Origin of the sequence: Roseovarius bejariae (assembly GCF_009669325.1) — a bacterium.
Taxonomy (GTDB): Bacteria; Pseudomonadota; Alphaproteobacteria; order Rhodobacterales; family Rhodobacteraceae; genus Roseovarius; species Roseovarius bejariae.
This window is the reverse complement of sequence record NZ_SZWE01000002.1, coordinates 140,102-158,840: the sequence shown is the minus strand read 5'-3', so window position 1 is coordinate 158,840 and position 18,739 is coordinate 140,102. Positions and strand designations below refer to the sequence as shown.

Here is an 18,739-nt window from a genome sequence, read left to right as displayed (position 1 = left end):
GCTGCATGGGTCTTTGGAACGTTCGCAAGCCCGGTCTAGTCGTCTTCATTTGGCGTCAGGATCAGGCTGAAGCGTCTTTGAGCGCCGGATTGGTAGTAATCCGACAACCCCAGACGGGAATCTTCCGGTATCTGCCGCCAATCGACCCAATCCACAGCGAAACCGGTGTCTTCGGCAGCAAGTGTGATGGCCCCACGGCTGGGGATCAAACGTTGCTGCTTGACCCCATCATGCACAGGGCCGCGGTGACGCTCGATCATCAAAACGGCCTCTTCAGTGACCGCGAACAGCCCGTCGATCACAACCAAGCGCGGACTGACCGCCGCGATGTGATGCAAAAGCTCGTATAGATCACTGACGTTTTCGAGGACATCGAACAAGACGACCACGTCATAGGTGCGCCCGGCCTCGGCATCCTTGTAGAGTTCCTCGACTGGCGTGGCATACCGCATCTCGATACGTTCGCGCATCCCCACGTCGGGCAGGCGCGAGAAACGCTCGACCAAATCGAAGCTGGATTCGACCCCGACAACCTGAAGAGCCCCGGCAGCGGCAAAGGTATAGCACCATCGCCCATCTTCCGCACCAAGTAGCATCACAGTGGAATCCGCGATGATATGGCGGAATACATCCACCAGCATCGCGTGCCGCGCCTGAACCCGGTTGGCCATCAAGTTCACTTCGCTGTCCAGAAACCCGCCCGGTACATGCTGATGAAACGACATTGAACTCTCCTTTCACGCCCCACCCTTGCAGGGCTACGCGATGTGCGGATACTGAAAGGTTAATCCGCCACGGGAAAATCCCTAGAATTGCGATGAATGACCAAGACGCGACCCTGACACCCCAGCTTTTGCTTCGCGCTTATGCCGCGGGCATTTTTCCCATGTCCGAGCATCGCGACGACCCCGAGGTGTTCTGGGTCGATCCGCGTCGGCGCGGTATCCTGCCGCTTGAATCTTTTCATATCTCGCGGTCGCTACGGCGACGAATGCGCAAAGGTGACTATCAAGTCACCCTGAACCACGATTTCGACGCGGTGGTAACGGCCTGTGCCGATCGCGAGGAGACGTGGATCAATGCGGAAATTCACAGGCTCTACAGGGCCTTGCACGAATTGGACCACGCGCATTCGCTTGAGATTTGGGAAGGGTCCGAGCTGGCCGGTGGGGTCTATGGCGTCAGTCTTGCTGGCGCTTTTTTCGGGGAAAGCATGGTGTCCCCCCGCAGGGATGGGTCCAAGCTTGCCTTGGCGCATCTGACCGATCACCTGATCCGCTGCGGGTTCATCCTGTTCGACACGCAGTTCATCACACCGCATCTCACCACATTAGGCGCGATCGAGGTTTCGCGGGCCGAATATCACAGGCGATTACACGAGGCGCTCCAGGTGCAGGCTGACATCCACGCCGTTGCACTTTGCAATGACCCTCAGTCCGTCTTGCAGCGCATGACCCAAACGTCGTAACGGGCATGCTCCATGGCGTTCAGGGCGGGAGATGACGCAATCATCCAACCTTGGAAGACCGGGGCCTCATGGCCCTCTTCCTCAACTGTGAGGAAGGCATAGGCATCGGCGGCCGGGTCGCCCTCGGGATAGCGGCATTCCCCCAGGCGAACGGTCAAACGGCCAAGGCTGGAGCTTTCCCCGTTGCGAAGGGTCATGTCCACGACATGACCACCAACCTTGTCGAGCCCCCGCAGGACTGCCCCTGTGCCCTTGTCCACGGCCTGTTGGGCTGCGGCACTGCCACAGAGAAGCATCGTCAAGGCAAAGGCCAGACGCATCATTCGCCGTTACCCTCATCCCCTGCCACGAATTTCATCAGGAGGGACACAAGGCTGACGGAGCCTTGGGTGAACTCGATTTCATCTCCGGCTTCGAAATAGAATGGTGAGCCGCCGGGCAGGATTTCAACATAGTTGCCGCCCAAGAGGCCCTCGGAACTGATCGAGACCGCACTGTCGTCGGGCACTTCGATGCCCTCCTGCACGGTAAAGACGGTGCTGGCGCGATAGGTGGTCGGGTCAAGTTCAATGCCAGTCACGCGACCAACCTTGACGCCGGCCATGCGCACATCGGTGCCCACGTCGACGCCATCGGCGCTACGGAAACTGGCGGCGAGTTCGTATTCGCCCTGCGCGCTGGACAGGCCGGTGGCTTGCCCGGCATAGACAAGGAACCCAAGGGCAACGGCCAGAACAGCGCCGCCTACGATCACTTCGGTGGTGTTTTCAGACATGGGCGTGTGGCCTTATTCCGGGGTCCAGGCCTCGTAATCCCGACGTTCGACCGGGGCCGGACGGCGGATCGATCCGGCGGGCGCATAGGCAAGCGCTGTCCCGGTCAGGTTTTCCTCATGCGGTTTTTCCCATGACCTGTGTACAAGCGGGCGGTCAGTGGGCGGCTCTTGGAAGGTATGGTGCAGCCATCCGTGCCAATCGGGGCTGACCCGGCTGGCCTCGGCCTCACCGTTGAAGATCACCCAACGGCGCTTGTCCTCGCGGTCACGGTAAAACACGTTGCCCTGCTCGTCCTCACCCACCTTGACGCCCTTGCGCCAAGTGTAGAACTGCGTGTTGAGCGTCTGCCCGTTCCACCAAGTTACGGACCGCAGAAGAGTGTTGAGAATGCCCATGAGTATCTCCTGATAACGTGATGCCTGTATGGCGAATTGCCGGGGCAAAGTCCAGTGGTCGACGGCTGTGACCCTGCAAAAGAAAAAGCCCCGCGCCGGTCTGCGCAGGGCTTTCTGATCCTTGCTGCAAGCGGGCCTCACCCGGCGCTTGCGCCTTCCTTTTTCTGGTCGGCATAGATCATCAGGGGCGCCGCGTCCGAGGTCACCGCCTCTTCGTTCACCACCACCTCTTCGACACCCTCCATGCCCGGCAGGTCGAACATGGTATTCAAGAGGATATCTTCGAGGATCGAGCGCAACCCGCGTGCGCCGGTCTTGCGTTCGATCGCCCGCTTGGCAATGGCCTTGAGCGCATCGTCGGTAAAGGTCAGTTGCGCGTCTTCCAGCTCGAACAGGCGCTGATACTGCTTGACCAAAGCGTTCTTCGGCTCGGTCAGGATGGTGACAAGCGCGTCATCATCCAGATCTTCCAGCGTCGCGATGACGGGCAGACGCCCCACGAATTCCGGGATCAGGCCGAACTTGAGCAGGTCTTCGGGCTCCAGATCGGTAAAGATCTCGCCGACGCCGCGTTCGTCCACGTCGCGCACATCGGCACCAAAGCCCATGGCGCTGCCCTTGCCGCGTTGCGCGATGATCTTGTCGAGCCCGGCAAAGGCCCCGCCACAAATGAACAGAATGTTGGTGGTGTCCACTTGCAGGAATTCCTGCTGCGGATGCTTGCGCCCGCCCTGCGGGGGTACGGCCGCAACGGTGCCTTCCATCAGTTTCAGAAGGGCCTGCTGCACCCCCTCGCCCGAGACATCACGGGTGATCGAGGGGTTCTCGGATTTGCGCGTGATCTTGTCGACCTCGTCGATATAGACGATGCCGCGCTGCGCACGTTCGACGTTGTATTCGCTGGCCTGCAAGAGTTTGAGGATGATGTTTTCCACGTCCTCGCCGACATAGCCCGCCTCGGTCAGCGTCGTGGCATCGGCCATGGTAAAGGGCACATCCAGAATGCGCGCCAGCGTCTGCGCCAGAAGCGTCTTGCCGCAGCCCGTCGGCCCGATCAGGAGGATATTGGACTTTTGCAGTTCAATATCGCTTTTGCCGGAGTGGTTGAGGCGTTTGTAATGGTTGTGCACCGCCACCGAGAGGACACGCTTGGCCATGGCCTGACCGATCACGTAGTCGTCAAGCACCTGGCAGATTTCCTGCGGTGTGGGCACGCCTTCGCTGGATTTCAGGCCCGCGCTCTTGGTTTCCTCGCGGATGATATCCATGCACAGTTCGACACATTCATCACAGATGAACACTGTCGGTCCGGCAATCAGTTTGCGCACCTCATGCTGGCTTTTCCCGCAAAAGCTGCAATAAAGCGTGTTCTTGCTGTCACCGCCAGAGTTGTTCGCCATAACGTACCTTTCAGGCCTTGCGCCCCGGTTTTGCGGCCGCTCACGCGCCGCCTAGTCTTCGTCCTGTTCCGACCAGCTTAAGACAGGTGAAACACCACCACAATGTCAAAAATCATCGCGCCCTGCAGGGCGCGATGGCCTGGTTACTTGTCTTCGTCGTCACCATCGCCCTTGGCGCGGTTTTCGACGATTTCGTCGATAAGACCCCATTTCTTGGCCTCTTCGGGCGACATGAAGTTGTCACGCTCCAGCGCGTCTTCCACCTTCTTGAGGGTCTGGCCGGTATGCTTCACGTAGATTTCATTGAGCCGCTTCTTGAGCTTGAGCGTCTCTTCGGCGTGAATCATGATATCCGTCGCCTGCCCCTGGTAGCCGCCCGAGGGCTGGTGCACCATGATTCGACTGTTGGGCAGGGAAAAGCGCATCCCCTCGGCCCCGGCGGTCAGCAACAGCGACCCCATCGAGGCCGCCTGCCCAATGACCAGCGTGCTGACCTTGGGTTTGATGTATTGCATCGTGTCGTAGATTGACAGGCCCGAGGTGACCACGCCACCGGGGCTGTTGATGTACATGGAGATTTCCTTCTTCGGGTTCTCCGCCTCAAGATGTAGTAGCTGCGCCACAATCAAACTCGACATGCCGTCGTGAACGGGGCCGTTGACGAAAATGATCCGCTCCTTGAGCAAGCGCGAGAAGATGTCATAGGCGCGCTCGCCGCGGCTGGTTTGTTCAACCACCATGGGGACGAGGGTATTCATGTAAGTCTCGAATGGGTCTGTCATAGTCCGCCTGCCTGTAAGTGTGGAGGGATCTTAAAGATCAAATACTAACGGAGTCTTAGTGGCGCACAGGGGTAGCTGCAAGGGGCGCAGCCTGTGTTTTATATGCCATATTGATCCCGCAGCGCACCGGGCTATGTCCCACACGTCGATATGGAATGCGGAGCCTGCGCCATGTTTTTCCCAAGTAGAAACAAAGGCTTGGAACGCCTCAAAGCATTTGCACCTCATAGCGGTCGGGAATACGCCCGGCTGCGCAACTATGATCTTGGACAAGGGCGGCATGCGCATGTCTCGGGCCTGTCGCCCTATCTCCGGCATCGTTTGATATCGGAAGAGGAGGTTTTGCGCACAGTTTTGAGCCACCATTCTCGCAGTTCCGCGGAAAAATTCGTACATGAAGTTTTCTGGAGAAGTTATTGGAAAGGTTGGTTGGAATTGCGCCCGAAGGTATGGGCGCAGTACCGTGCCGGGCTTGCGCGGGCCTTGAACCGGACCAAAACCGAAAGTGGGGTGCGGCGACAATGGGAAGATGCCTGTAGGGGTGAGACGGGGATCGACTGTTTCGACCACTGGGCCAAGGAATTGCGCGCCACTGGATACCTGCACAACCATGCGCGGATGTGGTTTGCATCTATTTGGATTCACACATTAAATCTGCCTTGGGAGCTGGGCGCGGATTTCTTCTTGCGGCACCTTCTGGATGGCGATCCGGCCTCGAACACGCTTGGCTGGCGTTGGGTGGGTGGATTGCAGACCATCGGCAAGACCTATTTGGCACGGCCTGAGAACATTCGCCAATACACGAAAAACAGGTTTTATCCCAAAGGGTTGGCGGGCACGGCTCAGCCACTTTACAGTGACGGACACCCGCCCAGAGGCCAAGCGCCCCAAAACATCGATTGGAGGCCCTCAGGGCGCGTGGGCGTTCTGGTGCATGATGACGACTTGAACCTGAAACCTCTTTTCAAATCAGGAGCTTGCCCAGTCTCGTTCACGCGTTTATTGACCTGTGAACAACGGTCACCCTTGGCGATCTCGGAAGACGTGATCGGTTTTGCCAAAAACGCCCTTGAGGATACCGCCAACCGTTGGGCGGAGCGTATTGGTGAGGATGGGGGGCTGCATACAACCCTTGATCCCATTTTATCTTGGGCCAAAAACTACGAATTAGATCAAGTGGTTACCTCCTATGGCTCAACCGGTCCTGCCAAGGAGGTTCTGGATGACCTGGAAACGCGGTTATTGCCCTTGAACATATCCCTTGTAAGGGTAGTTAACCCTTACGATTCAATGACTTGGCCCCGTGCAACCCACGGCTTTTTCCGGTTCAAGGACAATATCCCCGCGTTTCTGGATGAGATGGGGATATAAATTCATCCATATCAAAGGGTTATCAGCCGGTCTTGCGAAATGTCAGGTAATGCGGCACCCGGCCTTCGCGCAGGGCCTTTTGCTCATACCGGGTAGAAATCCAATCATTCCAAGGGGTTCGCCAATCCGCTGGGCTTTCGGCAAGCCATTCGAAACCGTGGCGGGGCACTTGCTCCAGCGTTTGGCGGACATAGTCGGGAATATCCGTTGCCACACGAAAAATTGCGCCTTTTTTCAGCACCTTAGAGAGTGGTTCCAGATGTTCCGGCGTGACGAAACGGCGGCGGTGGTGGCGTTTCTTGGGCCATGGATCGGGATAAAGCAGGAAGGCGCGGGTGATGCTCTCCTCGGGCAGAACATCGAACATATCGCGGGCATCACCGGGATGAACCGCTATATTTTGTGCCCCGGAGTCGCGTATCTTGCCCAGGAGCATAGCGACGCCGTTGATATACGGCTCACAGCCGATGAAGCCCACATCGGGGTTCTGCACGGCCTGATGAACCATGTGCTCTCCGCCGCCGAACCCGACCTCAAGCCAAACATCCTTATCCCCAAAAAGAGATTTTAAATCAATGGGTTCCCGATCGGGGTTCACGTCCCAACCGACCGCCCCGGGGGACAGTTTGGCGAGGTCTTCGTCAAGGTAGGCCTCCTGCGATTTGCGCAGGCCCTTGCCTTTGAAGCGGCCATAGAAGTTGCGCCACGGGGCGCCGGAGGGATGCTTATCTGAGGTCATGACTTTTGTACGACTCGTACGTTTTGTACGTGAGTTTCGTACGAAAATCGAACCGCGCCGAAGGTGAACCGTACGAGTCGTACGAAACACCCTCGGGGCGGGCGAAAATCATACGGCTTTCTTGAGGGTCTCGACCAGATCGGTGCGTTCCCAGCTGAAGCCGCCATCGGCCTCGGGCTCGCGGCCGAAGTGGCCATAGGCCGCCGTCCGCTGATATATCGGTTTGTTAAGATCCAGTGCCTCGCGGATGCCGCGCGGGGTGAGGTCCATCGACTGGCGGATGGCCTTTTCGATGGCTTCCTCGCCGACCTCGCCGGTGCCGTGGGTGTCGACATAGATCGACAGTGGCTTGGCGACCCCGATGGCGTAGGAGAGTTGCAGGGTGCAGCGTTCGGCCATGCCGGCGGCGACGACGTTCTTGGCGAGATAGCGCGCGGCATAGGCAGCCGAGCGGTCGACCTTCGTGGGGTCCTTGCCGGAAAACGCCCCGCCGCCGTGGGGAGCCGCGCCGCCGTAGGTATCGACGATGATCTTGCGGCCCGTCAGGCCCGCGTCGCCATCGGGGCCGCCGATGACGAAGGTGCCGGTGGGGTTGACCCACCATTCGGTTTTATCGGTGATCCAGTCGGCGGGCAGGACCTCGCGAATATAGGGCTCGACGATGGCGCGGATGTCATCGCTGCTTTGATCTTCGCTTTCGTGCTGGGTGGAGAGGACGATCTGCATCACCTCGACCGGCTTGCCGTCTTCGTAGCGCAGGGAAACCTGGCTTTTGGCATCGGGGCGCAGGGTGGGTTCGGCGCCGGATTTGCGCACCTCGGCCAGACGGCGCAGGATGGCGTGGGAAAACTGGATCGGCGCGGGCATGAGTGCATCGGTCTCGTTGGTGGCATAGCCGAACATGATGCCCTGATCCCCTGCCCCGTCGCGATCGACGCCCTGGGCGATATGGGCGGATTGTTCGTGCAGGAAGTTCAGGACATGGCAGGTGTTCCAGTGGAATTTTTCCTGCTCATAGCCGATGTCGCGGATGCAATCGCGGGCGATCTGCTGAATGCGGCCCATGTAGTTGCGCAGGATTTCCTGATCGGACAGCCCGACCTCGCCCCCGATGACGACCATGCCGGAGGTCGCGAAGGTTTCGGCGGCCACGCGCGCATTGGCCTCTTCGGCGATCAGCGCATCGAGGATAGCATCGGAAATGCGGTCGCAGACCTTGTCGGGGTGGCCCTCCGAGACGGATTCGGAGGTGAAGATATAGTTATGTCGGGACATGTAAGGTGCTCCATTGAATGTCTGCCGTCACGCCAGGAAGCCGTTGTGACGGGGGTCCAGAGGTGGTTACGCCCAAGGGCGGGTGGCGTCAATCGCTAAGTCCCGGGGCGGGGGCGCCTGTTGTAGAGGCACGACAGGGCCAGCACGGCAAGAAGCGCCGCGAGGATGGGCCAATCGCCCATGCGGGCATAGGGCGTGGGGGCCATGGGCGGAGGCAGGGGCGCGTCGCGCCATGCGGCCTGCCCCAAGGGGATGCGCGCCGTGACCCGGCCCCGCGCGTCGATCATGGCCGAAACGCCGGTATTGGCCACGCGGATCATCGGCAGCCCTTGTTCGACGCTGCGCAGGCGGGCCTGGGCCAAGTGTTGGTAGGGGCCGGAGAGGCGGCCGAACCACGCGTCGTTGGTGACGAGCAGCATGACATCGGCGCGCGCGGGCGCGGCACGCACATCCTGCGGAAACACCCCTTCGTAGCAGATGAGCGGCAGGGCGCGGCCCAGCGGCCCGAGGTCGATCACCTGTGCGCCGGGGCCTGCGGTGTAGCCATTGCCACGTTGCGCGGCGAAGGCTGTGATCCCGAGTTTCTGGGCGTAATCGCCGTATGGGATGTACTCGCCGAAGGGCACGAGGTGGTGCTTGTCGTAAAGCGCGGTGACCTTGCCCGCAGGATCGAGCGCCACGAGAGAGTTGAAAAGCCGCAGCCCGTCACGGCGTTGCAGGCCAAGGACCACGGGCGCACCCTGCGCGGCGCGCGCGATCGTGTCCAACGTGGGTTGGGCGTTGTTCAGAAGCACGGGGATGGCTGTTTCCGGCCAGACGATAAGGTCAGGGCGCGTGTTGCTGCCCTGCCCCACCTCAGACGTATAGGCGATCTGGCGGTCGAAGAAGGTCTGGATATGGGCCGGGTCCCATTTCTGGTGCTGGGGTGCGTTGGGCTGGATCAGGCGGACGGTGGGGGCGTCTTGCGGTATCGGCGGCGCGGGCGGCAGTTGCGGTACGATGCCGAAAAGGGCGGCGAAGGCGGCGAGGCCCAGCGCGCCGGGCAGGCGCGGGCCGGTCAGGAGTGCGGCCAGCGCCGTGGCGGCGGCGAGGACGGCGAAGGTGAGGCCGAGGGACCCCGTGAGGGAGGCCAGCGGCAGAAGCGCGGTGTCGATCAGGGCGTGGCCCGGTTGCGCCCATGGAAAGCCGGTGAAAAGCGTGCCGCGCAGGGCCTCGGCAAGGGTGAGAGCCGCGGCCAGCCCCAAGGCCCTGCCGCGCAGGGCATGGGCCACCCCGGCGGCCAGCGCCCAGAACAGCGCCAGCCCCCCCGCCATGCCGAACAGCGCGAAGGGCGCCATCCATCCGTGGCGGGCGATATCGACGAGAAACGGCTCGATGATCCAGCTGAGCGACAGGGCGAAATAGCCCGCGCCCATGGCCCAGCCGCCCCAAGCCGCCGCGCGCCACGTGGGCCGCGCGGACAGGACGGCAAAGCAGGCCGCGAAGGCCGGGATGGAAAGCCACCAGAGGCCAAGCGGCGCCTGCCCCGTGGCCGCCATCGCCCCAAGCGCGAAGAGCAGTGCCAAACGCCAGCGGGGGCGCAGATGCAAGGCGCTGTCCCTCGGGCGCGGGGCGGCGTTCGGCATGGGTTAGCCTTCCTGTGCCTCGGGCATGCGGACGCGCAGGCGCTTGATGCGGCGGGGGTCGGCCTCGGTCACTTCGATGGTGACGCCGGCGGGGTGTTCGACCACCTCGCCGCGCACCGGCACCCGGCCCAGAAGCATGAAGACCAGACCGCCCAGCGTGTCGATTTCCTCTTCATCGATTTCCTCGGCCTCGGTGAGGGACTGGCCGATTTCCTCTTCGAATTCGTCCAGCGGCGTCTTGGCGAAGGCAAGGTAGACGCCGGGGCGTTCCTGTGTCCAGAGTTGATCGTCGTCGAGGTCGTGTTCGTCCTCGATCTCGCCCACGACTTGTTCGATCAGGTCCTCGATGGTGACCAGCCCGTCCACCCCGCCGTATTCGTCGATGACCAGCGCCATGTGGCGCCGCTCGCTCTGCATTTTTTGCAGCAGAACGCCGATGGGCATGGAGGGGGGCACGTAGAGCAGCGGGCGCAGGGTGTTCTTGAGCGAGAACCGCCCGCCCTTGCCGTTGAAGCCGTGCTTGAGCGCGAAATCCTTGAGGTGCACCATGCCGATGGGCGTGTCGAGCGTGCCCTCGTAGACCGGCAGGCGGGTCAACCCGCTGTCGCGGAAGACCTGCACCAGTTCGTCCTTGGTGATGTCGGAGGGCACCGAGAGGATTTCGGCCTTGGGGATGGCGACATCCTCGACCGCCATGTCGCGCAGGTTGCCCATGCCGGGGCCTGTGTCCCGGGGGCGGCTGTCGCCGTCGGTCTCGTCGCTTGGGGTCTCATCTTCGCCGTGGGTCAGGACGCCGATGATGCGGCGGAAAAACCCGCCTTGGTCCTCGTTACTGTGATCGTGCCCGTTTTCGGGCTGCGCGCGTTGCGCTGCGTTAGAGGAGTCTTCGGTACTGTCGCCCATGGTCTCTTTGTCCGGTTGGTGGGGGCGCGGCCCCCGGTCATATGCTCAATATGGGTCAGGAAGACCCAGTTTGCCAAGTATCGCCACTTCGGTTGCTTCCATCAAAGTGGCATCTTCGTCACGGATATGATCGTAGCCCAGAAGGTGCAGCCCCCCGTGCACCATGAGATGCGCGACGTGATCGGCCAGCGGCTTGCCCTGTTCGGCAGCCTCGCGGGCGCAGGTGTCATAGGCGATGGCGATGTCGCCAAGCTCGGGGTCCGGTCCCGGTTCGGGCAAGGCGGGCGTGTCGCCGGGGGATTCGACGCCCCGCTCTTCACTGGGCCAGCTGAGGACATTGGTGGGGGTGGGCTTTTCGCGGAAATCGGCGTTGAGGCTGGCGATGCGCGCGTCATCGCAGGCCAGCACGGCGATCTCCCACTCCTCGGGGTCGAGGCCGAGGTGGTCCAACACCGCGTCGAGGGCGCGGCGGGCCAATGCCTCGAAGCCGCAGGCGTGCCAGCGGTCGTCTTCTATGATCACCTCGGTCGTCATGCGCGGGATGTAGCCTGTTCGCGGGGGCGAGGACAGGGGAAAACGCTTGACAGTATGACATCGCCCAGAATACCTGACTACAACAGTAAGATTAAAGGAGGTCCCCATGGCCGAACGCAAGACATCCACCACGCGCCGGGTCAGCCCGCGCAAATGGGCAGCGGCGACGGCAGCGGGGCTTGCCGCCCTCACCCCCGCCACCATGACCGCGATGATGCCGCAGGCCGCATTGGCCAGCGAGTCGGGGGAAGCAGGCGAATCGGGAGAGGCCGGCGAAGCGGGCGTGACCCAAGTTCTTGAGGGTCCTGCAAAATTCCTGACACAGCTTGGGTATTTCGAGGGGACCTATCGGATCGCGGCGCAGCTTTACCGCCACGGGGCCCATGACAAGGCACGCGAGCACCTGGAGCTGTCGCATCATGCCTTTTACGAGGATATCGAACCTGAGCTGGCGGAATATGACGCGCCCGAATTCGATGGCTTGGCCAAACAGTTTACCGACGCAATCGCAGCGGATGCCCCGGAGGCCGATGTCGAGGCGGCGTTAAGTGCCTTGCTGGAGGCCGTATCGAAGACGGCAGACGCCTCGGGGGCCACGCTGCATGAGCGGTTGATGGCCATGCACAAGCTCATGACGCTGGCCGCCGCGGAATATGGCGGCGGGGTCGATGCCGAGGGGCGTGTCGATGTCGCGATGGAATACCGCGACAGCTGGGGCTTTTACAAAACCGCCGAGCAGCGGGCACAGGCCATGATCGCGGGCGGCACAACCGACGAGACCGAGGCCGGGCAAGCCGTGCTGGACCGGTTGCAGGGGATCGCGGCGCTTTACCCCGGCCTGACGGCCGAAACGGCAGCCAAGGACACCTCGGCCCTGAGTGCCGCGGCGGGGTGGATCGAGATCATCGCGCTTCGGCACAAGTGAGGCCGGGATGCCCTTGGTTATCAGTGATCTTCTGACCCCGGCGACGGTGCAGGTTCTGCACGAGGCGGCCTTGGCCCTGCCCTTCGAGGATGGCAGCAAGACGGCGGGGCGCACGGCGCGCGGCGTGAAAGACAACCAACAGGCGGCACCGGGGCGCGACACCGACGCGGTACTGGACAAGGTCAAGGCGGCGATGCTGTCGCATCCGGTGGTGCAGGCCGCCGCCTATCCGCGCGGTTTTGCCGGGATGCTGGTCAGCCGCACGCAGGGCGGCGGGCAATATGGCGATCACGTGGATAACGCGCTTATGGCCGGGGGGCGCACGGATGTGTCCTTTACCCTGTTCCTGTCAGATCCCGAAAGCTATGACGGCGGCGCCCTGACGATGGCCGACCGGGTGGAGGAGCGGCAGTTCAAGCTGGATCAGGGCGAGATGGTGCTATACCCCTCGACGACCCTGCACCGGGTGGAGCCGGTGACGCGCGGGGCGCGATTGGTCGTCGTGGGCTGGATCACCAGTTGGGTGCAGGACGCGGCACGGCGTGAGGTTCTGTTCGACCTGTGGCAGGCATTGAGCGCCGCCGAGGCGGCCGGGGATGCGGCACAGGTTCAGACGCTGTCCAAGGCCCGGTCGAACCTTTTGAGGATGTGGGCGCAATAGGCGGCCCTAACCGGGTTGTGAATCCTTGTCGTAGGCCTCGATGATCGCGGCCACCAGCGGGTGGCGCACCACGTCCTTGGCCGAGAAGTAGTTGAAGGCGATATTGGGGATGTGTTTCAGCAGGCGCTCGGCGTCGTGCAACCCGGAGGTGACGCCGCGCGGCAAGTCGATCTGGCTGCGGTCGCCGGTGATGACCATGCGCGAGCCTTCCCCCAGCCGGGTCAGGAACATCTTCATCTGCATGGAGGAGGCATTTTGCGCCTCGTCCAGCACCACGAAGGCATTGGCCAGTGTCCGGCCCCGCATGAAGGCCAGCGGCGCAATTTCAATGCGCTTTTCCTCGATCAGTTTGGCGAGTTGCTTGCCGGGCAGGAAATCGTTCAGCGCGTCATAGAGCGGCTGCATGTAGGGATCGACCTTTTCCTTCATGTCCCCGGGCAGGTAGCCCAGTTTCTCGCCCGCCTCGACCGCGGGGCGCGACAGGATGATACGATCGACATGGCCTTCGATGAACATCGACACGCCCACGGCCACGGCGAGGTAGGTCTTGCCGGTGCCCGCCGGGCCGATGCCGAAGGCCAGTTCATTGGCAAAGAGCGATTTGACATAGGATTTCTGCGCATCGGTGCGCGGTTCGACCAGTTTCTTGCGGGTCTTGATTTCGACCGTGCCGCCCTTGAACATCTCAAGCTGATCGCCGTCGCGGGTGCCGGTGCCATCGTCTCCACTGTCCATGCGCAATTCGCGATCCACATCCGCCGCCTCGACCGGCTTGCCGGTCTCCAAGCGCTGATAAAGGGCGGTCAGAACCTCGATGGTTTCCTTGGCGGCCGCCTCGTCGCCCATGACGACGAGTTGATTTCCGCGGCGCAATATCTGCACGCCCATTTTCTGTTCGATGTCTGCAAGGTTGCGGTCGAATTCGCCGCACAGGTCGATCAACAAACGGTTGTCGGGGAATTCTATCGCCTCTTCGTGCAGGGCATCGTCGGGCGGAGGCAGCACGGTGGTGTTCAATCAACTCTCCAAGGTTGGCAGCTTATGGGAAAAGGGTGCCAAGTTGCGCGGGCGGGCGCAAGGGCGGCGGATGAATTGTCACGCATTTGAGACGAAAACAGCCGCAGGGGGCGACCCTGCGGCTGTCTTTGCTGGCATATGTTCGGCGTATTGATCAGAGCGGATCCCCGATGAGGCCGGTCGAGCCCTGCTTGAAGTCGCCCGTGGCGACGGTGGGCGGGGCCGTGCCGGAGCAGACCGGCTTGCCGTATTTGTCGAGACGTTGCGAAAGGTAGCCCTCGACCCCGTCGTCGATGATCCAGTGATCGCAACCGTTGGGATCGACCCAGATACCGGCGCGCATGCTGCTCAGGTGGTCACGATCGAAGAACTGGCGATCATAGGCCTTGTCGGGGCCTGCATCGCAGGCGGCCAGAAGCCCGGCAACGGGCACGGCTAGCATGAGTTTCACATATTTCATTGGACCGCCCCCTAGTTGATGCAGATGATTTCAACGCGGCGGTTTTGCTGCATGCCAGCTGCCGTGTTGTTGGTTGCCTTCGGCATACGTTCCCCGTAGCCGCGGACATCGGCGATACGGGCGCCCACGCCTTGCGCCACGCGAGCGACCGAGTTTGCCCGGCGGTAGGACAGCCGCATGTTGTAGCTGTCCGAGGCGCGGCTGTCGGTATGGCCGGTGATGATGTAGGACACGGCGCCGGTTTGCTGGAAGAACTCCTGAAGCCGCCGCTGGCCTGCGGGGCTGATCCGGGCGCTGTCGGTGGCGAAATATTGATCCGAGTCCATGACGCCGCACACCTTGCCGCGACGGCAGACCGGGATGCCCTGACGGTTGACGTGGGGCGTCATGTAGCCTTCGACGCCATCGTCCATCACCCAGTGTTCACAACCATCGGGATCGACCCAGATGCCAGGGGTGTAAATTTCACCCTTCACGGTACGCTGCGTTTGCTGCGCCAGCCCGGCGTCCGCCGAAACTGCAAGTCCGAGGGCGACGGCAGCCAGCCCCCCCAGAACGCTGCGAACTGTCTTGGAAATATCTTTCGCCACAGCCACTGTCCTTTTTATTCCCCCACGGGAGCGACAAAATGGCCACCCCCCAACGAATTATTCCTTCACTCTAACAAGTTTAGGGACGATGTGAAGGAGAATTCACCAGATATTGTGTCATATCTGGAAACAGTAACTACCGCTACGGGAACATCGGACACAGCCGGATAAATCCATGCGAATCTATCCACTTAGGGTCAGGACCCGCCCTGCCCGATCACCTGACCGCTGAGGGAATTCGAGCCGCTTTCGATGATGCGTACACGGGCCAGATCGCCGGGGTTGAGGCCGGATTCGGCGACATGCACGGCATGCAGGTATTCGGATTTGCCGACCATTTGACCGTCGAGCCGACCGGGTTTTTCAAAAAGCACGCTGACCTCGCGGCCGACCATGGCGTCCTGAATGGCGCGTTGATGGTGGGTGATCCGCTCTTGCAGGCGGTAGAGGCGCTCGGATTTCACATCCTCGTCCAGTTGCGCGCGTTCCGCCGCCGGCGTGCCGGGGCGAGTGGAGTATTTGAACGAGAAGGCATAGCCGTATTTCACCTCTTCGATCAGGTCCATGGTGGCCTGGAAATCGGCCTCGGTTTCCTCGGGGAAGCCGACGATGAAATCGCCCGACATCAGGATATCGGGGCGCGCTTCGCGGATGCGTTCGATGAGGCGGATATACTCTTCGGCGGTGTGCTTGCGGTTCATCCGTTTCAGAATGCGGTCACTGCCCGATTGCACCGGCAAGTGCAGGTAGGGCATGAGTTTTTCACATGTCCCATGGGCCGCGATCAGTTCATCGTCCATGTCGTTGGGGTGCGAGGTGGTGAAGCGGATACGCTCAAGCCCGTCGATGTCGTTGAGCGCCCAGACCAGGCGTGCGAGGCTCCAATCGTTTCCGTCGGGGCCTTCGCCGTGGTAGGCGTTGACGTTCTGGCCCAGCAGGGTGATTTCACGCACGCCGCGTTCGACAAGATCGCGAGCCTCGTCGAGGATACGCGTCGCCGGGCGGCTGACTTCGGCACCACGGGTATAGGGCACGACACAGAAGGCGCAGAATTTGTCACAGCCTTCCTGCACGGTCAAAAACGCCGTCGGGCCGCGTTTCGCCTTGGGGCGGTTTTTCAGGGTCTCGAATTTGTCATCCAGCGGAAAGTCGGTATCGAGCGCCTTCTTGCCCTCGCGCGCCTTGGCCTCCATCTGCGGCAGGCGGTGATAGCTTTGCGGGCCGACGACCATATCGACCAGCGGCTGGCGGCGCATGATTTCTTCGCCCTCGGCCTGCGCCACGCAGCCCGCAACGCCGATTTTCAGGTCGGGTTTTTCATCCTTGAGGCTGCGGAAACGGCCCAGTTCGGAATAGACCTTTTCGGCGGCCTTTTCGCGGATGTGGCAGGTGTTGAGCAGGATCATGTCGGCGTCGTCGGGGCTTTGGGTTTCAACATAGCCCGCGCCGCCCATGGCCTCGGCCATGCGTTCGCTGTCGTAAACGTTCATCTGGCAGCCGTAGGTCTTGATGAAAAGTTTTTTCGGATCGGCCATTTTGGACAGACTCCTGCATGGGTTCAGGGCGCTTCCCTACACCAAGGCAAGGGTCCCTTGCAATGGACCGCGAATTGGCCGAGTTTAGCGGCAAAAAACCGGGACAGGTGATGACACACGACAGCCTTGAAGCCTTTCTGAAGTCTGAAAGCCCCCGCCTTGCCAAGGGGCCTGTCGGCATGATCTTCGTCGAGGACGACGTCGAGATCGGAAGCACGGTACGGCACCATCTGGACAGTGGCTTCAAGTGCTTGCTGGTTTTCATGCCCGAGGCCTTCGCATTGCCAGCCGACGTGGCCGACAAGGTGGAGCGGATCAATTTCGACGTGACGCAGGGGGGCGATTACGTGGCGGCGGTCAACCGTGTGATCGCCGCCGCACCGGGCGTGTGGCTGTATTACTGTTTCAACGCCGAATACCTGTTCTATCCCTTCTGCGAGACCCGCACGGTGGGAGAGCTTTTGACCTTCCACACCGAAGAGCGGCGCGATGCGATGCTGTGCTACGTGGTGGATCTCTATGCCGGCGATCTGGAGGCGCACCCCCTCGCGGTGTCGCTGGAACAAGCGCATATGGACAAGTCGGGATATTACGCGCTGGCGCGCAATGACCCGGAGAACCACAATCACCCCAAGGAACGGCAGTTGGATTTCTTCGGCGGGCTGCGCTGGCGCTATGAAGAGCATATCCCGGCCAAGCGGCGCAAGATCGACCGGATCGCCCTGTTCAGGGCCAAGCCGGAACTGACCCTGCGCGACGATCACACCTTTTCGGACGAGGAATACAACACCTATGCCTGCCCGTGGCATCACAACCTGACGGCGGCGATTGTTTCATTCCGCACGGCAAAGGCGCTCAAGTCGAACCCCGGCTCCACCTTCGATATCGAGACCTTCAAGTGGCATAATTCCACACCTTTCGAGTGGCATTCGCGCCAATTGCTGGATCTGGGCCTGATGGAACCGGGACAGTGGTTTTAACCGGCTTTTCTTTGCTCCCGTGCGCTTGGATGGGCTGAGGGCACGAAGGGAACTTCGCTGACGATGGCATCAACCGATTTGCCGGAGGTTTCCTGATACATTTCAGGGAGTTCCACCTTGAGGCGGGTGCCGATGGTGGATTTGCCCCACGGGACATAGGCCAGTGCGATATTCTGCCCGAGGTCCGGCGAATACCATGGCGAGGTGACATAACCACAGCGCGTTTCACCTTCGTCGCACACCAGCCAGAAATCAGGGGCATAATCGGTGATCGGCAGGCCGCCCATTTTCAGGCCGACAAGCTTGAGCTCAAAGGGATAATGGCCCGCCTCGATCTGGGTGCGCTGGCGTTCCAGGGCCGCTTTGCCGATATAGTCGGCGGTTTTCTTGCGCGGCACCTGGTAGGCGAGGTTCACCTGAAACGGCGAGGTCTCGGAGTCCATATCCTGCCCCCATGACAGGATACCGGCGGCGATCCGGCGGTGGTGGCCCGGGGCGATCACCCGCAGGCCATAGCGCGCGCCGATGCCGCGGACGGCGTACCAGACGGGTTCGGCCGTTTCGGTCGCATTGCGAACATAGACTTCGTACCCTTTTTCGCCGCTGAAGCCCGTTTGGCTGATGACCACGGGGCAGCCTTCGATCTCGGTTTCCATCATGCCGTAATACGGCAGGTCAAGGACCTCATCGCCGATCAGGTCGGCCATGAGGTCTTCGGACAATGGCCCCTGAACTTGCAGGGGGGCGACATCGAGTTCGTTAATCTCCACGTCCCAGCGGCGGGGGGTGTTGACCCCTTGCAGCCAAAGCATCAGGTCGCTGTCGGAAATGGAAAACCAGAATTCATCCTCGGCGAGGCGCAGGAGAACCGGATCGTTGAGGATACCGCCCTTGTCGTTGCACAGGATGCAGTATTTGCCGTGCATTGGCGCGATCTTGGTGGCGTCGCGGGTGATGACGGTGTTGACGAAATCCTCGGCGTCGGGGCCCTTGACGCAAATCTGCCGTTCGACGGCGACATTCCAAAGGGTCACGCCATTCACCAGCGCGCGGTATTCGGCCATGGCGCCGCCATCTTCGGGGCGGGCATAGGCGCGCGGGTGGTACATGCGGTTATAGACGGTGGCACGCCATGCGCCCGCCTCGATCGACAGGTGCCAGAAGGGGGATTTGCGCACCCGGGTCGAGATCAGCAGTTGCACGGGCGTCGGCCCGGACTGGCGCAGGTTCACGGGCACGGTGCGGTCAGATTGATCCACGCCCGGAACATTTGGGTGGATGCGGTTCTGATATGTCATGGGTA

The 18,739-nt window shown here is 61.4% G+C and carries 21 protein-coding genes and 1 riboswitch; of the genes, 5 read left to right on the top strand and 16 right to left on the bottom strand.

The annotated features are described in order from the left end of the window. Nucleotides 1–35: 35 nt before the first annotated feature. The gene (locus FDP25_RS14765) at nucleotides 36–725 is read right to left on the bottom strand and encodes a class I SAM-dependent methyltransferase (protein ID WP_154153992.1); all 690 of its coding nucleotides are present in this window, start codon (nucleotides 723–725) and stop codon (nucleotides 36–38) included. Between the two features lie 92 nt (nucleotides 726–817). Here FDP25_RS14765 and aat point away from each other — a divergent pair, with 92 nt between their 5' ends. Next, complete coding sequence (gene aat, locus FDP25_RS14760) at nucleotides 818–1,468, top strand: leucyl/phenylalanyl-tRNA--protein transferase (protein ID WP_154153990.1); 651 nt, start codon at nucleotides 818–820, stop codon at nucleotides 1,466–1,468. On the opposite strand, the gene FDP25_RS14755 is transcribed toward aat, so the two are convergent. The 5 genes from FDP25_RS14755 to FDP25_RS14735 form a co-directional block, all read right to left on the bottom strand. Beyond that, the gene (locus tag FDP25_RS14755) at nucleotides 1,432–1,791 is read right to left on the bottom strand and encodes a DUF2155 domain-containing protein (RefSeq protein ID WP_425500528.1); all 360 of its coding nucleotides are present in this window, start codon (nucleotides 1,789–1,791) and stop codon (nucleotides 1,432–1,434) included. The two genes, aat and FDP25_RS14755, sit on opposite strands and share 37 nt — an antisense overlap. Then, nucleotides 1,788–2,243 carry an outer membrane lipid asymmetry maintenance protein MlaD gene (mlaD, locus tag FDP25_RS14750; protein ID WP_154153988.1) on the bottom strand — a complete coding sequence of 152 codons (456 nt, stop codon included), beginning with the start codon at nucleotides 2,241–2,243 and terminating at the stop codon, nucleotides 1,788–1,790. The genes FDP25_RS14755 and mlaD overlap by 4 nt, the downstream gene beginning before the upstream one ends. A gap of 12 nt (nucleotides 2,244–2,255) precedes the next feature. Beyond that, entirely contained in the window at nucleotides 2,256–2,639 is a 384-nt protein-coding gene (locus FDP25_RS14745) for an NADH:ubiquinone oxidoreductase subunit NDUFA12 (RefSeq protein ID WP_154153986.1), read from the bottom strand. A gap of 137 nt (nucleotides 2,640–2,776) precedes the next feature. Continuing rightward, nucleotides 2,777–4,039 carry an ATP-dependent Clp protease ATP-binding subunit ClpX gene (gene clpX, locus FDP25_RS14740; protein WP_154153983.1) on the bottom strand — a complete coding sequence of 421 codons (1,263 nt, stop codon included), beginning with the start codon at nucleotides 4,037–4,039 and terminating at the stop codon, nucleotides 2,777–2,779. A 143-nt stretch (nucleotides 4,040–4,182) separates the two neighbouring features. Next, complete coding sequence (locus FDP25_RS14735) at nucleotides 4,183–4,821, bottom strand: ATP-dependent Clp protease proteolytic subunit (RefSeq protein WP_154153981.1); 639 nt, start codon at nucleotides 4,819–4,821, stop codon at nucleotides 4,183–4,185. A 198-nt stretch (nucleotides 4,822–5,019) separates the two neighbouring features. Here FDP25_RS14735 and FDP25_RS14730 point away from each other — a divergent pair, with 198 nt between their 5' ends. Beyond that, nucleotides 5,020–6,192: an FAD-binding domain-containing protein gene (locus FDP25_RS14730; protein WP_343032080.1), complete on the top strand. Its 1,173-nt coding sequence runs from the start codon at nucleotides 5,020–5,022 to the stop codon at nucleotides 6,190–6,192. Nucleotides 6,193–6,214: 22 nt separating this feature from the next. Here the strand turns inward: FDP25_RS14730 and trmB are convergent, their stop codons facing one another. The 5 genes from trmB to ybeY all read right to left on the bottom strand — a co-directional run bounded on the left by trmB (nucleotide 6,215) and on the right by ybeY (nucleotide 11,268). After that, nucleotides 6,215–6,931, bottom strand: a complete 717-nt coding sequence (gene trmB, locus FDP25_RS14725; protein ID WP_154153977.1) for a tRNA (guanosine(46)-N7)-methyltransferase TrmB — start codon at nucleotides 6,929–6,931, stop codon at nucleotides 6,215–6,217. Nucleotides 6,932–7,039: 108 nt separating this feature from the next. Beyond that, on the bottom strand, nucleotides 7,040–8,206 hold the full coding sequence (metK, locus tag FDP25_RS14720; RefSeq protein ID WP_154153974.1) for a methionine adenosyltransferase: 1,167 nt from the start codon (nucleotides 8,204–8,206) through the stop codon (nucleotides 7,040–7,042). Between the two features lie 6 nt (nucleotides 8,207–8,212). Then, nucleotides 8,213–8,261: riboswitch (SAM-SAH riboswitch) on the bottom strand. Between the two features lie 40 nt (nucleotides 8,262–8,301). Beyond that, the gene (gene lnt / locus FDP25_RS14715) at nucleotides 8,302–9,831 is read right to left on the bottom strand and encodes an apolipoprotein N-acyltransferase (protein WP_154153971.1); all 1,530 of its coding nucleotides are present in this window, start codon (nucleotides 9,829–9,831) and stop codon (nucleotides 8,302–8,304) included. A gap of 3 nt (nucleotides 9,832–9,834) precedes the next feature. Further along, on the bottom strand, nucleotides 9,835–10,734 hold the full coding sequence (locus FDP25_RS14710) for a hemolysin family protein (RefSeq protein ID WP_154153968.1): 900 nt from the start codon (nucleotides 10,732–10,734) through the stop codon (nucleotides 9,835–9,837). A gap of 45 nt (nucleotides 10,735–10,779) precedes the next feature. After that, nucleotides 10,780–11,268 (bottom strand): rRNA maturation RNase YbeY, encoded by a 489-nt coding sequence (gene ybeY / locus FDP25_RS14705; RefSeq protein ID WP_154153964.1) that lies wholly within the window; start codon nucleotides 11,266–11,268, stop codon nucleotides 10,780–10,782. 106 nt (nucleotides 11,269–11,374) lie between these two features. Between ybeY and FDP25_RS14700 the strand changes: the two genes are divergently transcribed. Then, nucleotides 11,375–12,193 carry a hypothetical protein gene (locus tag FDP25_RS14700; RefSeq protein WP_154153961.1) on the top strand — a complete coding sequence of 273 codons (819 nt, stop codon included), beginning with the start codon at nucleotides 11,375–11,377 and terminating at the stop codon, nucleotides 12,191–12,193. A 7-nt stretch (nucleotides 12,194–12,200) separates the two neighbouring features. Next, entirely contained in the window at nucleotides 12,201–12,854 is a 654-nt protein-coding gene (locus FDP25_RS14695; protein ID WP_154153958.1) for a Fe2+-dependent dioxygenase, read from the top strand. A gap of 6 nt (nucleotides 12,855–12,860) precedes the next feature. Here FDP25_RS14695 and FDP25_RS14690 read toward each other — a convergent pair whose 3' ends face one another. From FDP25_RS14690 to miaB, 4 genes are all read right to left on the bottom strand, one after another. Beyond that, entirely contained in the window at nucleotides 12,861–13,871 is a 1,011-nt protein-coding gene (locus FDP25_RS14690) for a PhoH family protein (protein ID WP_154153956.1), read from the bottom strand. A 154-nt stretch (nucleotides 13,872–14,025) separates the two neighbouring features. Continuing rightward, nucleotides 14,026–14,331 (bottom strand): hypothetical protein, encoded by a 306-nt coding sequence (locus FDP25_RS14685; RefSeq protein ID WP_154153953.1) that lies wholly within the window; start codon nucleotides 14,329–14,331, stop codon nucleotides 14,026–14,028. An 11-nt stretch (nucleotides 14,332–14,342) separates the two neighbouring features. Continuing rightward, the gene (locus FDP25_RS14680) at nucleotides 14,343–14,921 is read right to left on the bottom strand and encodes an OmpA family protein (protein WP_343032079.1); all 579 of its coding nucleotides are present in this window, start codon (nucleotides 14,919–14,921) and stop codon (nucleotides 14,343–14,345) included. 197 nt (nucleotides 14,922–15,118) lie between these two features. Then, nucleotides 15,119–16,456, bottom strand: a complete 1,338-nt coding sequence (miaB, locus tag FDP25_RS14675) for a tRNA (N6-isopentenyl adenosine(37)-C2)-methylthiotransferase MiaB (RefSeq protein WP_154153950.1) — start codon at nucleotides 16,454–16,456, stop codon at nucleotides 15,119–15,121. 110 nt (nucleotides 16,457–16,566) lie between these two features. Here miaB and FDP25_RS14670 point away from each other — a divergent pair, with 110 nt between their 5' ends. Next, nucleotides 16,567–17,436 carry a glycosyltransferase family protein gene (locus FDP25_RS14670; protein ID WP_154153947.1) on the top strand — a complete coding sequence of 290 codons (870 nt, stop codon included), beginning with the start codon at nucleotides 16,567–16,569 and terminating at the stop codon, nucleotides 17,434–17,436. On the opposite strand, the gene FDP25_RS14665 is transcribed toward FDP25_RS14670, so the two are convergent. Then, nucleotides 17,433–18,734 carry a glycine cleavage T C-terminal barrel domain-containing protein gene (locus FDP25_RS14665; protein ID WP_154153944.1) on the bottom strand — a complete coding sequence of 434 codons (1,302 nt, stop codon included), beginning with the start codon at nucleotides 18,732–18,734 and terminating at the stop codon, nucleotides 17,433–17,435. The genes FDP25_RS14670 and FDP25_RS14665 overlap by 4 nt on opposite strands. Between the last annotated feature and the right edge of the window lie 5 nt (nucleotides 18,735–18,739).

Excerpts from the sequence above, each read along its gene's own strand:
- aat (WP_154153990.1), top strand. The coding sequence starts at position 818 with ATGAATGACCAAGACGCGACCCTGACACCCCAGCTTTTGCTTCGCGCT.
- mlaD (WP_154153988.1), bottom strand. The coding sequence starts at position 2,243 with ATGTCTGAAAACACCACCGAAGTGATCGTAGGCGGCGCTGTTCTGGCC.
- FDP25_RS14700 (WP_154153961.1), top strand. The coding sequence starts at position 11,375 with ATGGCCGAACGCAAGACATCCACCACGCGCCGGGTCAGCCCGCGCAAA.
- FDP25_RS14710 (WP_154153968.1), bottom strand. The coding sequence starts at position 10,734 with ATGGGCGACAGTACCGAAGACTCCTCTAACGCAGCGCAACGCGCGCAG.
- trmB (WP_154153977.1), bottom strand. The coding sequence starts at position 6,931 with ATGACCTCAGATAAGCATCCCTCCGGCGCCCCGTGGCGCAACTTCTAT.
- FDP25_RS14670 (WP_154153947.1), top strand. The coding sequence starts at position 16,567 with ATGACACACGACAGCCTTGAAGCCTTTCTGAAGTCTGAAAGCCCCCGC.
- FDP25_RS14755 (WP_425500528.1), bottom strand. The coding sequence starts at position 1,791 with ATGATGCGTCTGGCCTTTGCCTTGACGATGCTTCTCTGTGGCAGTGCC.
- FDP25_RS14695 (WP_154153958.1), top strand. The coding sequence starts at position 12,201 with ATGCCCTTGGTTATCAGTGATCTTCTGACCCCGGCGACGGTGCAGGTT.
- FDP25_RS14665 (WP_154153944.1), bottom strand. The coding sequence starts at position 18,734 with ATGACATATCAGAACCGCATCCACCCAAATGTTCCGGGCGTGGATCAA.
- FDP25_RS14735 (WP_154153981.1), bottom strand. The coding sequence starts at position 4,821 with ATGACAGACCCATTCGAGACTTACATGAATACCCTCGTCCCCATGGTG.
- lnt (WP_154153971.1), bottom strand. The coding sequence starts at position 9,831 with ATGCCGAACGCCGCCCCGCGCCCGAGGGACAGCGCCTTGCATCTGCGC.
- miaB (WP_154153950.1), bottom strand. The coding sequence starts at position 16,456 with ATGGCCGATCCGAAAAAACTTTTCATCAAGACCTACGGCTGCCAGATG.
- FDP25_RS14765 (WP_154153992.1), bottom strand. The coding sequence starts at position 725 with ATGTCGTTTCATCAGCATGTACCGGGCGGGTTTCTGGACAGCGAAGTG.
- FDP25_RS14685 (WP_154153953.1), bottom strand. The coding sequence starts at position 14,331 with ATGAAATATGTGAAACTCATGCTAGCCGTGCCCGTTGCCGGGCTTCTG.
- ybeY (WP_154153964.1), bottom strand. The coding sequence starts at position 11,268 with ATGACGACCGAGGTGATCATAGAAGACGACCGCTGGCACGCCTGCGGC.
- clpX (WP_154153983.1), bottom strand. The coding sequence starts at position 4,039 with ATGGCGAACAACTCTGGCGGTGACAGCAAGAACACGCTTTATTGCAGC.
- metK (WP_154153974.1), bottom strand. The coding sequence starts at position 8,206 with ATGTCCCGACATAACTATATCTTCACCTCCGAATCCGTCTCGGAGGGC.
- FDP25_RS14745 (WP_154153986.1), bottom strand. The coding sequence starts at position 2,639 with ATGGGCATTCTCAACACTCTTCTGCGGTCCGTAACTTGGTGGAACGGG.